The organism is Shewanella sp. NKUCC01_JLK (assembly GCF_019345615.1).
Classification (GTDB): domain Bacteria; phylum Pseudomonadota; class Gammaproteobacteria; order Enterobacterales; family Shewanellaceae; genus Shewanella; species Shewanella oncorhynchi.
In genome coordinates, this window is sequence record NZ_JAHKRD010000010.1 from 24,064 (window position 1) to 38,688 (window position 14,625).

Below are 14,625 nucleotides of genomic sequence, written 5' to 3' on the forward strand. Positions count from 1 at the left end.
ATATAAGGCGAGTCTAAACAAGCTGAATGAGAAAATATAACGGATAGAAACTATCATCTTAATAGGTAAACACTATTAAGATGATAGTTACACAAGGTTAATCCATGCTAAAGGCACGAATACAGACAGAGAGCTACGGCGGTTATTCGCGCAAGATTAACCCATTCGCTCCAGCTTGCTCATCATCCTTAACGAACAAGCTATTTTTACATCAATGCATTAAAACTTATGACTCAGTTCAAGCGTAATATTACGCGGCTCACCGGGGAAATGGCCATTACGCTCGCTAAAACCACTGACGGCATATTCTTTATCGAAGATATTTTTAAGATTTAAGCGAACTTGAGTTTGATCCCACTGGGTCGTCCAGCTCATATCAAAAATGGTATGGGGCTTCACCGTTTGGCCATCGAGGCTAAACTGTTCACCCACGTAATCCATGCCAAAAGCAATCGCCGAATCGAGTACATTGATATCGTAACGGGTCCATATCCCTGCTTGATGGCGCGGCGCATTGGCAAAGTGCTTACTATCAAACGTATTAGTTAAACTGTCGTTCGTTACCCCTTTAACCACTTCGGTCTCGTTATAGGCATAGTTTGCCGTGACGGTCAGGTTATCGGTTAAATCCCCCACCAGCGTCCATTCAAGGCCTTGACTGTGTACTTCACCCAAATTAAGTAAAGCGGGAATACCATCGTCATCACCAGTATCTAAAGGGTTAGCTTGGGCGACATTTTGTTTTTCAATGCGATACACAGCAAGCGTGGTCATAAACTGGCCATCAAGCCATTCATTTTTCATCCCAAGTTCAATTTGATTGCCCGTTTCTGGATCGAGGAAACCGTCACCAATATCTTCCGCTTGATTGGTTAAAGATGCTGGATTGAAGCTCTCCGAGTAATTCAAATAAAAGGACATGGAATCGATTGGGCGATAATTAAGCCCTGCTCTTGGCGTTATCGCGTTATCGCTGAAGGAGAAACCGGTATTTTTATCATAATCATCAAACTGGCTAAAACGCAGACCGGCAATCAATGACCACTGTTCATTAAAGTGCAGATGTTCCTGTACATAAATGCCGTAACGGTTAGCGCGGGTACCATCGGTATTTTTATCCTTCAAGTTGTAACTATTAGGGTCGGTTTCACCATAGTTAAGGTCAAAAATATTCAAGTTACCAACACCATCCTTATCAGTCGCCAATTTGTACTGATATTCGGTTTCGACATAGTGATAGTCGCCGCCGAACAGGAATTCATGTTCAAAACCTAAAGCATCGAATGCATAGACAAAATCATTGGTTAAACTGATTTCATCATTAGCCCGTGCTTGAACTCGGTATTCACGCTTAATGGTGCCATCACCCATAATGGGCTTTTTATTGGCATCTAAGGTCGCCCAACCTCTCGATTCATGATATTGCTGCGTGGAATCATTATTCAGATAACGGATCTGAGTCTTGACCGAGAAATTATCGGTAAATTGATGATCGAGAATCGATTGCAGCACCAGTGCATCCATCTTCTGGAAGTCACTCTTCTCATTGGCATTATAGGACGGCGCAACCAGGAAGTTACCGTCATTATCGACAGGAACGCCGCGCAGTCGATTGCCACCTAAATCCTGCTTAATAATATCGAAAGTGGTAGTGAGCTTAGTATCATCACTGATTTCGTAGAGTAACCCACCCGCCACTTCGGCATTTTGACTATCGGCATTATTGCGAAAGCTATCTTCCTGCTGATAATAGGCGCCAAAGCGATAGGCAAGATTTTGGGTTAAGCCACCGGTGAAATCCAGCGAGCCGCCCATCATATCCTCGCTGCCCGTGCTTAAGGTTAGCTCTTTACTTTCAACAAAGGTCGGTTTTTTAGTGACATAGTTGATCATGCCGCCAGGTTCACCACCGCCATAAAGTGCGGATGCAGGGCCTTTTAACACTTCAACCCGCTGCACGTTAAAGAGTTGCGGCACAGAAAATCCCGAATAGGGATCGCCCCTTACGCCATCATAAAAGACGTTGGCATCGTCACGGAAACCGCGAAAGGTCACGCCCGAATAACTAAACTCACTCACGCCCGCGATAGAGCGGTATAAATCGGTAATATTGCGCGCCGCTTGGTCGACGATTAATTGCTCGGTCAGCACTTGCACCGACTGCGGCAATTCCATCACATTAATCGCCGTCTTAGTGCCAACTGTCGTTTCTTTATCGACGTACATTTGCATTGCACGGCCATGGACAGCAATACGCTCAGGTGCTGCGAGTTTTATCTCCCCATCGGCTGCGGATTGAGTCGATGCAGGACTGGGGACTGGTGAGCTCGTAGACAAGGTCTGCTGTGGAGCCTCTTTATCGAGTACAGTTTCAGCGGCGAATGCCGACTGATGTTGAGCGAGTGCAAGTGCGATTAATGAGTAGGCGAAACGAGTCTTCACAGAATGTCCCCAGCGCGAGCGCATAAAAATGGCATAAACCAAAGGGTTTACAAATGTATTCAAACGAATTGGCCGTCATTATAAAGAATGATTTACGAATGACAATAATTATCATTTGAATTTACACAATTGTGAAACGCGTTTAATAAATCATCGACATCAACCCACATAATCCTCGTTATGTTTGGTTATGACTCAAACAAAAGAGAGCGCCAGTAACACAAACCTTCGATGGAAGTTTTAATGTGGAATGAAATAGAGACTCACAGCATCAAGCTGAGTATTTGCGTGCAGCTTAATAAAAACAATAAGTTAAAGATTTAAACGATATAAAAATAAAAACCAGCGACAAGACGCTGGTTTTGACTGTTGTTGAGCTGTTTTTAAGCAAAGGCTTAACTCAGCCTATAAGGTGAATGCTTAAAAGATAGCTTCATCCAATTGAGTTAGCATTTCACTCGCCTGCTCGATTTGCTTACGCAGACTGCGACCTTGCACCGCCCAGTAAGCCATGTAGAAATCGGCAGTTTTCAATTTGGCCTGATAAAATGCAGTTTCTTCGGTGCCCTGCTCCAGCGCCGCTAATGCCACTGCGGCACTTCTGGCCCACATCCACGCCAGCGCAGTCACCCCAAATAACTCCAGATAAGCCATAGAGGCTGCGCCGATAATGTCAGGATTGGTCGCTGCCTGCGAAGCTAAATAACCGCTAGCCTTTTGCAAATCACCCGCACAATCCATTAAACCACTCACGTAAGGTTGCATCGCCGCATTCGTGCTATGTGACTTAATAAACTCAGTCACTAACGCCGACCATTGCTGCATCGCCGCACCGCGGTCGCTAAGCAGCTTACGCCCCACTAAATCCAATGCCTGAATACCGTTAGTGCCTTCATAAATCAGTGCAATACGGCTATCACGCACAAATTGCTCCATACCCCACTCATGAATATAACCATGTCCACCAAACACTTGCTGTGCATCGACACAGGCATTAAAACCACGGTTAGTGATAAAACCTTTCACCACTGGCGTGAACAGTGCCGCTAATTGGGAGGCAACTTTGGCTTTTGCGGGATCGCTATGACGCTCAGCTTCATCGAGCCACAAAGCTTGTTGTCCAACTAAGGCTCTTGCGCCTTCATTGAAGGCTTTTTGCGAGAGCAACATGCGGCGCACATCGCCGTGAACCAAAATTGGATCGGCGGCTTTTTCTGGGGCTTTGGCACCACTTAAGGCGCGGCTCTGTAATCTGTCTTTGGCATAGGCCAGCGCATTTTGATAGGCAATCTCAGAGACGCCCAGCCCTTGCACGCCCACGCCTAAACGCGCTTGGTTCATCATAGTAAACATGGCTCGCAGTCCTTGGTGTGGCTCGCCGACAAGCTCGCCCAGCGCAGCTTCAAATACCATCACACAAGTTGAGTTACCGTGAATGCCCATCTTATGTTCAAGGCCACTGGCATATAAAGTGTTCGGTGCGCCTAAACTACCATCGTTATTCACTAATACTTTAGGCACGGCGAACAAAGATATGCCCTTCACGCCTTCAGGCGCATCCGGCAAACGGGCTAATACGAGGTGCACTATATTGTCGGTGAGTTGATGATCGCCTGAGGAGATAAAAATCTTCTCGCCAGTAATGGCAAAAACGCCTTCGGATACTGACACGGCTTTGGTGCGTAATAAGGCTAAGTCAGTACCGGCGTGGGACTCGGTCAGGTTCATGGTTCCCGTCCATTCACCGCTGACTAATTTGCTTAAATATTTTTGCTTGAGCGCATCACTGCCGTGGGCATGGATGGCGGCATAGGCGCCATGGGTCAAACCGGGATACATGGCAAAGGCCATATTGGTTGCCGTTTGTATCTCAGTGGCAAAAATCCCCACCACTTCGGGTAAGCCTTGGCCGCCATATTCAGGATCGCAGGTCAGCGTCGGCCAACCATTATCAACAAACTGCCGATAGGCATTATCAAATCCTTCCGGTGTAATCACCTTACCATCGACCAACTTACAGCCTTGCAGATCGCCGACACTATTGAGCGGTAACATAACTTCAGTACTAAAGTCGGCCATACCTTGCAGGATCGCATCAACAAGATCTGGATCGATTTCATCGAACCCCTTGAGAGCATCTTGCTGATAAATATGTAACATTTCATTGAGGATAAATTGATAGTCGCGCAGCGGCGCTTGATAGACTGGCATAATCGCTTCCCTTTTCTTGTTAGACTGCAACTCAACTAAGTGATCTGACCACTTTAGCTAAATCTGCCGAAAAAGAAAGCACCACAACGGCCAGCAAAGACTTTTGTTTACACAAACGAACAGCGAAACCGTAAATTGATCGCAACAAAGCCTTATGTTATCGCGGAAAACTTTGTAAGCTAACTGCCTGTTTTTCTGATATGTCAGCAGAGTTAAGGATATTGTTACTATGGGTTCTGTCACTACTAAAAAGCACGCCAACGGGCTCGATTATGTCGAAGTGAATACGGCGTTATGTCAGGCAAGAATTTTTTTGCAGGGCGCGCAAATAGACTATTTTCAACCCGTAGGCAAACCACCTTTGCTGTGGGTTTCATCGGCTGACGATTATCAACCCGGTAATGGGATCCGTGGCGGTGTACCCGTATGCTGGCCTTGGTTTGGCATGAGTAGTGAAGCGAACTTTCCCCAACACGGTTTCGCCCGTACCCGTATTTGGGCGCTGGAATCGGTAGAAATGCGTAATCAGTTAGTGGATTTACGTTTTAGCTTAAAAATCAGTGAGCAAGATAAAATCTATTGGCCGCATAACACTGAGGTCTGCGTGTTATTCACCCTAGGCGACACCCTAAGCATTAGCCTTGTGAATACCAATTCAAGCGATGAAACCGTCACGCTTACCCAAGCGTTGCACAGCTATTTCCCGATTGAGGATATCCACCAACTCAAAGCCAGCGGTTTTAGTGGGTCAAAATACATCGAATTTGCCGAGGGGCCTTACCCGCAAACCACGGATGAAGTGCTGTTTGATCGTGAGACAGACCGTGTCTATACCGATCTCGGCCCAGTGCAGTTATTGCATACACCGCAGGGGACAATCGAAGTCAGCCGTGAAAACAGCCAATCAGCGGTATTATGGAACCCATGGATTGAAAAGTCACAACGCCTGGGCCGATTTAATCCAGAAGATTATCTGACCATGGTCTGCCTAGAAGCGGCCAATGTATTAGAAGATAAAGTCGTGCTCGCACCAGGTGAAACCCACAGTTTAGTGACCCATATTTGCTGGAAAGACTAACGATTAAATATCCTAGCTCTTAATGTCCTAGTCAAAAACGATACAAACAAAAATGCCCAGTCCTATTTGCCAACGCAATCGAAACTGGGCATTTTTATCATTGCAAAACCTATCACTGCGAAACCAGAGTGTTTATCACTCCGAAACCAAAGTTTTATCACTACAAAACCTAAGTTGTTATAACGATGAAACTTAAGGTAAAACTTATTTCGCCGATTTCTCTAAGCGCGCCAGCAAGCTAGACGTATCCCAACGGTTACCGCCCATGCCCTGAACTTCTGAATAGAATTGATCCACCAAAGCGGTCAATGGCAAATGTGAACCATTGCGGCGGGCTTCTTCTAAGGCTATGCCTAAGTCTTTACGCATCCAATCGACGGCAAAACCAAACTCATAGCTTTGGCCCCACATCGTCTTGTAGCGATTTTCCATCTGCCAGCTTTGCGCCGCGCCTTTGCTGATCACTTCAATGACTTTCTCGCCATCGAGTCCCGCTTTACGGGCAAATTGCAGCGCTTCTGCCAAACCTTGCACCACACCCGCGATACAAATTTGGTTCACCATCTTAGTTAACTGACCTGCACCGACGTCACCTAAACGCTCGGCGCAGCGGGCAAAGGCTTCAATCACGGGTTTAACACGCTCAAATACCGCTTCATCGCCGCCGACCATCACAGTCAAGGCGCCATTTTCAGCGCCCGCTTGGCCGCCAGACACGGGCGCATCGAGGAAATCAATGCCCTTTTCGGCTAAGACTTTGGCAAGCTCACGAGCGACATCGGCCGAAGCCGTAGTATGGTCAACCAGCACAGCGCCCTTTTCCATCCCATGAATAACGCCATCACTGCCTAATACCACTTCACGCAGATCGTTATCATTGCCCACGCAAGTAAACACAATATCTTGACCCTCTGCCGCTTCCTTAGGTGTTGGACAGCAGCGACCACCATAGGTGTCGACCCAAGTTTGCGCCTTGGTAAAAGTACGATTATAAACAGTGACCTCATGGCCTTTGTTCAGTAAATGCCTCGCCATGGGATATCCCATTACGCCTAAACCAATAAATGCGACTTTTGCCATGAGCTGATCCTTAAATAGACAAACAAAATGAATCGATTCAAAATAGTGGCCGCAGTTTAACATTCATCAACGGTAACGTCAGAATGAAATCGGAGCGAGTGATAAATGCACTTTTCGCTAAAAACAACAAAGGCGCCTTAAGCGCCTTTGTTGATTTAATTTATGGGGCTATTTCACCACATGGGCTTCCATTTCGGCGCCAATCTTTTTACGCATTTCCATCAAGCGCAGTGCAGAATCCCGCAAATGAATATCATGTTCCGTCTGTGGTATCCACTCAGGCACTGGCGTAGGTAGGCCATCTTCATCAACTGCGACCATGATCACAATACAATGGGTGGTGAGATGACGCTCAGAAACTTTAGGATCGCCCGCTCGCACATCGATACCGATATGCATAGAAGTTTTACCCGTATAAATCACTTTTGCGCTGACTTCAACGATATTGCCCACCAAAATGGGTTGCACAAAACGAATACCGCCCGCATAAGCAGTAATACAATATTTACCGCTCCAGCCCGCTGCACAGGCATAAGCCGCGAGATCGATCCACTTCATCACAGCGCCGCCGTGAACTTTACCACCAAAATTCACATCCGCAGGCTCTGACAAAAATCTCAGGGTACTTTGTCTATCTATACCAGCCATATAACCTCAACTTATTCAGCCACTGTGGCTCAATGTTTCGTGCAATAGGCTGAGTTTACGATAGAAAGCGCCATTAGCGTAAAAATAATTACGATTGGCCTCGTCAAAAAATTCGATTTAACCAAAGTGGCTAATAAGCACGCAGCAAAGCAATAAACTCGGCAACGCTAAACGATAAATCCATAGCTGAAATTCACTACTGACGAAACGTGTACCCTTAGCAAAAGTGTAAACGCCTAAGCCAAACATAAAGAAACCAAGCACTTCGAGGCCCGAAGACATATTGCTATCGCCACCGACGTTAATCGCCGTCACCAATAAGGCAAACCAAACCACCACGTAAGCAGCGATTGCTAAGGTAAAAGTCTTGATCCCAATGTCCATGTTTGGATGCCACACTTTAAACTCACCGCGGATCAATTCGGTCAGATTGGCAGTTAATGCGCCAATGAGGGGAACAAGCGGGATCACCGCGGGATTTAACATGACACACTCCATTAAGATTGAATATGTCTGTCATTATCTGTGGTCACTAGAATTAAACAAGCTTGATGAACAAATGTTAACACTATGGATATCATACAGTTAGAAAGTGACATCTATCACAATAAAGCCATAAGATAACGGAGTTCAACTCACATGAGCAATGAATTTGACCCATAAAAAATGCGCCCTCAGGCGCATTTTTTCACTGTGTTTTACACCATAAATGCGTGTTTTACACTTTCTTGAACAGTAATGAACCGTTAGTCCCACCAAAACCGAAGGAGTTACACAGAGCGTAATCCATCTTCACGTCACGGGCTGTATGGGCAACAAAATCTAAGTCACAACCTTCGTCTGGATTATCCAAGTTGATGGTTGGCGGTACGGCTTGGTCACGCAGTGCTAGCAAAGTGAAAATCGCTTCAACCGCACCCGCAGCACCTAATAGGTGACCCGTCATCGATTTAGTCGAGCTAACCAGTACTTTATAAGCGTGGTCGCCAAATACTGACTTAACCGCTGCCGCTTCCGCTTTATCACCTGCTGGCGTCGACGTACCGTGGGCATTGATATAACCAATTTGCTCCAGTGATAACTTAGCGTCATTAATAGCATTGACCATAGCCGCCGCAGCGCCTGCTCCGTCGCTTGGAGGCGATGTCATGTGGAACGCATCACCGCTCATACCAAAACCGACTAATTCGCCGTAAATGGTCGCACCGCGCGCTTTTGCGTGTTCGTACTCTTCCATCACCATCACACCAGCGCCATCACCGATCACAAAACCATCACGGTCTTTATCCCATGGACGGCTCGCCGCAGTCGGATCGTCATTGCGTGTCGATAATGCTTTCGCTGCACCAAAACCTGCCACGCCTAAAGGAGAAGTGACATCCTCAGCACCGCCCGCAACCATCACGTCTGCATCACCATAGGCAATGGTACGCGCCGCGAAACCGATATTATGCACGCCCGTAGTACAAGCGGTCGTCACGGCGAAATTTGGCCCTTTCATGCCAAACATGATCGACAAGTGGCCCGAAATCATATTGATGATGGTACTAGGTACGAAAAAAGGAGAAACCTTACGCGGGCCACCATTCATCAATGCGCTGTGACCTTGTTCAATCAACCACATACCGCCCATACCCGCACCAATAGCAGTACCGACACGACCAGGGTTTTCTTTACTCATGTCCAGACCTGAGTCTTGGATAGCTTGGATGCCAGCCGCCATACCGTATTGAATAAAGAGGTCCATCTTACGGGCGTCTTTTTTCGTTACGTATTGCTCAACATCGAAATCTTTTACTGAACCACTGAAACGAGTGGTAAATTCACTGGCATCAAATTTGGTTATCGGTGCAATACCACTCTTACCCGAAAGCAAAGCCTTCCAAGTAGTATCGACAGTATTGCCCACTGGAGTTACTAACCCCAAACCGGTTACCACTACACGACGTTTAGACACGGCAGTCACCTTTAAATGCTAATTTGTTAATTCAGATAGAGGACACAGGGTTTTCTATCATTAGACAATTTCTTAAATAATTTTTATTTAGAAAAATTCGCCAATCTGCGGCGAGCATCTCGTGGATAACAATTAAAACACGATCCAGAGACGATTGAATGGCACGGAGGCAGAATTTGACGGGGGTAAAACAAAAACAGGCGGCAAAAATGCCGCCTGTCTTCAAGAATTCAGAATTACTGATTCTTAGAAACGTAGTCGATCGCTGCTTGAACAGTAGTGATCTTTTCAGCTTCTTCATCAGGGATCTCGGTATCAAACTCTTCTTCCAGAGCCATAACCAACTCAACAGTGTCCAGAGAATCTGCACCCAGATCGTCAACGAAAGATGCCGCTGGCTTAACGTCTTCTTCTTTAACGCCCAGTTGCTCTACAATGATTTTCTTTACACGTTCTTCGATGTTGCTCATTAGTTTTCTTTCCTATTCAAATTACGCACTTGCGTAAGATTGCGAGTAGTTTATTAGATTTGGCTGACAATGCAAGCTTAGTTTTCGTGGTCTAACCACGAAATTTCACTATCAATTGATACAGATCACTACTCAGTTGCGACAGAAATCCCTGCCATTCGCCCTTAAACCATGTACATGCCGCCATTCACATGCAAAGTTTCGCCTGTGATGTAAGCGGCTGAGTCCGAGGCCAAAAAGAGCACTGCATTGGCAATTTCTTGCGCTTGCCCTAATCGTTCCATCGGAACCTGTGACATGATAGCTTTTTGCTGCTCTTCGGTCAGCTCATCTGTCATATCGGTCTGGATAAATCCAGGAGCGATAGCATTAACTGTAATTTGACGAGATGCAACCTCTCTTGCAAGAGATTTTGTAAATCCAATCAAACCCGCCTTTGCTGCCGAGTAGTTAACTTGACCTGCATTGCCCATGGTGCCTACCACTGAACCGATATTGATGATTCGGCCAAAGCGCTTTTTCATCATGGTACGCATCACAGGTTTTGACAGTCTAAATAACGATGTCAGGTTAGTGTCGATAATATCCTGCCATTCATCATCTTTCATCCGCATCAGCAGATTATCACGGGTTATACCCGCGTTGTTGACTAGAATATCAACATCACCCGCTTTTTCTTTGATCGAGGCGAATAAATGTGTAACAGATTCACTATCTGTGACATTAAGCACTAAACCAAAACCTTTGTCACCCAGATATTCTTGGATTGCCGCAGCGCCCTTCTCACTGGTTGCGGTTCCAATAACCACTGCACCTGCTTCGACCAGTGTCTCAGCGATCGCACGGCCAATACCGCGGCTCGCACCTGTCACCAAAGCCACTTTGCCTGTTAAATTCAGGTTGAAACTCATATAAACTCCTTACTCAGTTAATGCTGCTAATGAAGCAACATCATTAACCGCTTGGGCTGATAGTGATTTATTAATTCGTTTTGCTAATCCTGTCAATACTTTACCAGGACCACATTCCACCAGTTGGGTAATGCCTTTTTGGGCCATTAGCTCAACAGTTTCGCTCCAGCGGACAGGACAATATAACTGACGCACTAACGCATCTTTAATGTCATCAGCAGAGGTGGGTGATGCCACATCAACGTTATTAATCACTGTAATTGTTGGGGTATTAAACTGTACATCGTTTAATGCCACGGCCAGTTTATCCGCCGCAGGTTTCATTAATGCACAGTGTGATGGCACGCTGACAGGTAGAGCCACCGCCATTTTAGCGCCCGCAGCTTTACAAGCTACTGCAGCGCGCTCAACTGCGTCTTTTTGACCTGCAATGACCACTTGACCAGGACTGTTAAAGTTAACTGGACTCACCACGTCACCTTGAGCCACTTCGGCGCAGGCATTAGCGATACTCTCGTTGTCCAAACCGATAATCGCATACATAGCACCCGTGCCAGCTGGAACCGCTTGCTGCATCAGTTGACCACGTAATTCCACCAACTTAATCGCGTCTTTAAAATCCATCACACCAGCGCAAACTAAAGCAGAATACTCGCCTAAGCTGTGACCCGCGAGTATAGCAGGCATAGGTTTGCCTGAAGCCACATAGGTACGCCAAATCGCCACGCTCGCCGCTAATAGGGCTGGTTGAGTTTTATCGGTTTCATTTAAGCTTTCAACAGGACCTTGCTGAACCAATGCCCACAGATCATAACCTAAGACGTCACTCGCCTCAGCAAAGGTTTGTCCAACAACAGCATGAGATTCGGCAAGCTCGGCTAACATGCCTAGGGCTTGTGAACCTTGACCCGGAAATACAAAAGCAACATTTTCCATATTCAAATTACCTATGGCTAACTTAATTTATTGAAAAATCATGTGGAACACACATGTAGAACTTAGAAACGAATGAGCGCACTGCCCCACGCAAACCCAGCACCAAAGGCCTCAAGCAGCAGTAGTTGTCCGCGCTGAATACGGCCATCACGTACGGCTTCATCCAATGCAATGGGCACTGACGCGGCAGAAGTATTACCGTGTTTAGCTAAGGTCAATACGACTTTATCAAGACTCATATCGAGCTTTTTAGCGGTAGCATTGATAATTCGGAAGTTAGCTTGATGTGGCACTAACCAGTCAATTTCTGACTTATCGATATTGTTAATGCGTAACGTCTCAGTCACCACATGGGACAATTGAGTCACAGCCACTTTAAAGACATCGTTGCCTTTCATGGTCATAAAACCGACCGCTTCAGAGGTTTCGCCTTGGCGTGGTGGGAAAGCGCATTTCAATAAGTCACCTTGGCGACCGTCGGCATAAATGTGGGTCGAAATGATCCCTGGCGTTTCGGATGCGCCTATCACAACCGCGCCCGCACCATCACCAAATAAAATAATCGTTGAACGATCTTCTGGCTCACATAAGCGAGACAGTACATCGGCACCAATCACTAATACTTTTTTAGCCGCGCCCGTTTTTACAAATTGATCGGCAACAGATAAAGCATAAACAAAGCCTGAACACGCCGCTGCGATATCAAAAGCTGGAATGGTATGCACGCCAAGCATGGCTTGAATTTCACAGGCCGCTGCCGGAAAAGCATTGGGAGCACTGGTGGTACCGCAAACGATCATGTCTAAATCTGATGCTTCTATGCCAGCCATTTCTAGCGCTTTTAATGCCGCTTGGTAGCCCATAGTTGAAACGGTTTCATCGAAAGCCGCAATGCGACGTTCTGATATACCTGTACGTTCAACAATCCATTGGTCAGTGGTTTCCACCATTTTTTCCAAATCTTGATTGCTACGCACCTGCACCGGTAGATAACTACCAGTTCCGAGAATTTTTGTATGCATAAGGAGGGATCAGTTATTTATATCTAAAAGAATCGACTCCAAACGATCTTTTATCATTTCAGGGAGTCGACGTTGAGCTTCCGTTACTGCCAAACTAATTGCTTGTAAATAGGCAGTTTCATCCGCGTTTCCATGGCTTTTTACAACTATTCCGCGCAATCCTATCAGACTTGCACCGTTATAGTGGTCGGGGTTCATCTGACTAAGGACCGCCTGGATACGAGGGGCGATAAGTTTAGCCAGAAAACGAACGAATAAACCTTGGGTTAGTCCCCGTTTTAACTGATGTACTAATAACTTGGCAATACCTTCTGAGGTCTTGAGCGTGATGTTACCCACAAACCCATCACAAACAATCACATCCACATTACCGGAATAGATTTCATCCCCTTCGATAAAACCTGTGTAATTGATTTGTTCTGTGTGTTGCAGCAACTGCGCGGCTTGCTGAACTTGGTCATTACCTTTAATTTCTTCAACGCCCACATTGAGCAAGGCGACTTTTGGCCGAGATTTCTTATCTACCGCTTCGCACAGGACTGAGCCCATCACGGCAAATTGAAATAAGGTTTCCGAGTCACAGGAAATATTCGCGCCCAAATCCAACAAATAAACCGGTTTTTGAGTCACCGCAGGTAAACAACTGACTAATGCGGGTCGATCAACACCAGGCAAGGTCTTCAGCAATACTTTCGCCATTGCCATCAGCGCCCCTGTATTACCGGCACTCACACACGCTTGTGCGCGGTCGTCACGCACTAACTCAATAGCCAATCGCATGGAACTGTTTTTACGTGTACGCAAGGCATGCACAGGCCTATCGGACATACTAACGACTTCATCGGTATGAATGATTTCTATGCGCGAAAGTAAACTCGCTTCGGCTTGACGTAGATAGACATCAATTTCAGTCTTGTCACCGACTAAAATGATTTTAAGAAAAGAATGTAATTGTAGTGCCCGCAAGGCTGCAGGCACCGTGACGTGGGGGCCATGATCACCACCCATTGCATCTAACGCAAGCGTCAGATTCGTCATTAGGAAACCAACAAATTACTTGTTGATTACCTTTTTACCGCGATAGAAGCCATCTGCAGTCACATTGTGACGCATATGGATTTCACCGCTGGTAGCGTCTACAGACAGCTGAGCAGTGCTCAGTGCGTCATGTGAACGGCGCATTCCGCGCTTTGAACGTGATTTTTTGTTCTGTTGTACAGCCATTGGCCTGTCTCCTCGATTACTTGCTCTTCAGTTTTTCTAACACTGCAAACGGATTTGGACGCTCCTCTTGAGCGGGTTCTATCTCGCCTACAACCATGTCTTTAGATCCTGCACTGCAATCAATTTCTTGATGCATTGGGATTATCGGCATAGCGACTATCAATTCATCTTCGATCAATTGATGTAGACGCACTTCGCCAATTTCATTGCACTCAATTGGGTCATACGCATCCGGGAGCTCATCGATTTCTGCCTTAGTCCGACATGGACCAAAACAAAAGTCGACCGTAACCTCAGTGGTAAATAGTGTCATGCAACGTTGACATATCAGAGTGAGCTCCGTCACAGCCTTCCCTTTCAGGTAGACTATCCCCTGTAAATCTACGCCACATTCAAGCGACACTGCCACATCGGAACAGTCGCCGGCACATAACTCAGTTAATCTTTTCAGTTGCACACCAGGAACAACGCCCTGATAAACTAGGCGACTCGAGGCGGCGCGAAATGGATCAATTGAAACCGGTATCTTTACTGTTTGCATAAGGCGCGCATATTATAGTTTGAAAACGCTAGAGTCAAAGAAAAAATACTAACTTAAGTCCCAGTTTGCGACTTAAGCCTTTCCCCTGCCCCAACATTGAAATTG

The 14,625-nt window shown here is 46.2% G+C and carries 14 protein-coding genes; 1 reads left to right on the top strand and 13 read right to left on the bottom strand.

What is annotated here, in order from left to right; translation table 11 throughout:
- Positions 1-219 precede the first annotated feature (219 nt).
- Positions 220-2,466 (bottom strand): TonB-dependent receptor, encoded by a 2,247-nt coding sequence (locus tag KO537_RS11930; protein WP_219234604.1) that lies wholly within the window; start codon positions 2,464-2,466, stop codon positions 220-222.
- Positions 2,467-2,862: 396 nt separating this feature from the next.
- Entirely contained in the window at positions 2,863-4,653 is a 1,791-nt protein-coding gene (locus tag KO537_RS11935; RefSeq protein ID WP_028760363.1) for an acyl-CoA dehydrogenase C-terminal domain-containing protein, read from the bottom strand.
- A gap of 229 nt (positions 4,654-4,882) precedes the next feature.
- Here KO537_RS11935 and KO537_RS11940 point away from each other — a divergent pair, with 229 nt between their 5' ends.
- A complete protein-coding gene (locus tag KO537_RS11940) occupies positions 4,883-5,731 on the top strand; it encodes a D-hexose-6-phosphate mutarotase (RefSeq protein ID WP_219234552.1) in 849 nt (282 codons plus the stop codon).
- A gap of 204 nt (positions 5,732-5,935) precedes the next feature.
- On the opposite strand, the gene KO537_RS11945 is transcribed toward KO537_RS11940, so the two are convergent.
- The 11 genes from KO537_RS11945 to yceD all read right to left on the bottom strand — a co-directional run bounded on the left by KO537_RS11945 (position 5,936) and on the right by yceD (position 14,520).
- Positions 5,936-6,811, bottom strand: coding sequence for an NAD(P)-dependent oxidoreductase (locus tag KO537_RS11945; RefSeq protein ID WP_173245458.1), 876 nt, complete (start codon positions 6,809-6,811; stop codon positions 5,936-5,938).
- Between the two features lie 168 nt (positions 6,812-6,979).
- Positions 6,980-7,459 carry an acyl-CoA thioesterase gene (locus KO537_RS11950; protein WP_105252855.1) on the bottom strand — a complete coding sequence of 160 codons (480 nt, stop codon included), beginning with the start codon at positions 7,457-7,459 and terminating at the stop codon, positions 6,980-6,982.
- Between the two features lie 117 nt (positions 7,460-7,576).
- The gene (locus tag KO537_RS11955) at positions 7,577-7,945 is read right to left on the bottom strand and encodes a hypothetical protein (protein WP_028760367.1); all 369 of its coding nucleotides are present in this window, start codon (positions 7,943-7,945) and stop codon (positions 7,577-7,579) included.
- 232 nt (positions 7,946-8,177) lie between these two features.
- Positions 8,178-9,416: a beta-ketoacyl-ACP synthase II gene (fabF, locus tag KO537_RS11960; protein WP_006087466.1), complete on the bottom strand. Its 1,239-nt coding sequence runs from the start codon at positions 9,414-9,416 to the stop codon at positions 8,178-8,180.
- A gap of 236 nt (positions 9,417-9,652) precedes the next feature.
- Complete coding sequence (gene acpP, locus KO537_RS11965; RefSeq protein ID WP_006081231.1) at positions 9,653-9,886, bottom strand: acyl carrier protein; 234 nt, start codon at positions 9,884-9,886, stop codon at positions 9,653-9,655.
- Positions 9,887-10,050: 164 nt separating this feature from the next.
- Complete coding sequence (fabG, locus tag KO537_RS11970; protein ID WP_006081230.1) at positions 10,051-10,797, bottom strand: 3-oxoacyl-ACP reductase FabG; 747 nt, start codon at positions 10,795-10,797, stop codon at positions 10,051-10,053.
- A gap of 9 nt (positions 10,798-10,806) precedes the next feature.
- Positions 10,807-11,733 (bottom strand): ACP S-malonyltransferase, encoded by a 927-nt coding sequence (gene fabD, locus KO537_RS11975; RefSeq protein WP_173245461.1) that lies wholly within the window; start codon positions 11,731-11,733, stop codon positions 10,807-10,809.
- Between the two features lie 62 nt (positions 11,734-11,795).
- Complete coding sequence (locus KO537_RS11980; RefSeq protein ID WP_006081228.1) at positions 11,796-12,755, bottom strand: beta-ketoacyl-ACP synthase III; 960 nt, start codon at positions 12,753-12,755, stop codon at positions 11,796-11,798.
- 9 nt (positions 12,756-12,764) lie between these two features.
- The gene (gene plsX, locus KO537_RS11985; protein WP_028760370.1) at positions 12,765-13,793 is read right to left on the bottom strand and encodes a phosphate acyltransferase PlsX; all 1,029 of its coding nucleotides are present in this window, start codon (positions 13,791-13,793) and stop codon (positions 12,765-12,767) included.
- A gap of 15 nt (positions 13,794-13,808) precedes the next feature.
- On the bottom strand, positions 13,809-13,979 hold the full coding sequence (gene rpmF / locus KO537_RS11990; RefSeq protein WP_006081226.1) for a 50S ribosomal protein L32: 171 nt from the start codon (positions 13,977-13,979) through the stop codon (positions 13,809-13,811).
- A gap of 16 nt (positions 13,980-13,995) precedes the next feature.
- A complete protein-coding gene (gene yceD, locus KO537_RS11995; RefSeq protein ID WP_219234553.1) occupies positions 13,996-14,520 on the bottom strand; it encodes a 23S rRNA accumulation protein YceD in 525 nt (174 codons plus the stop codon).
- Between the last annotated feature and the right edge of the window lie 105 nt (positions 14,521-14,625).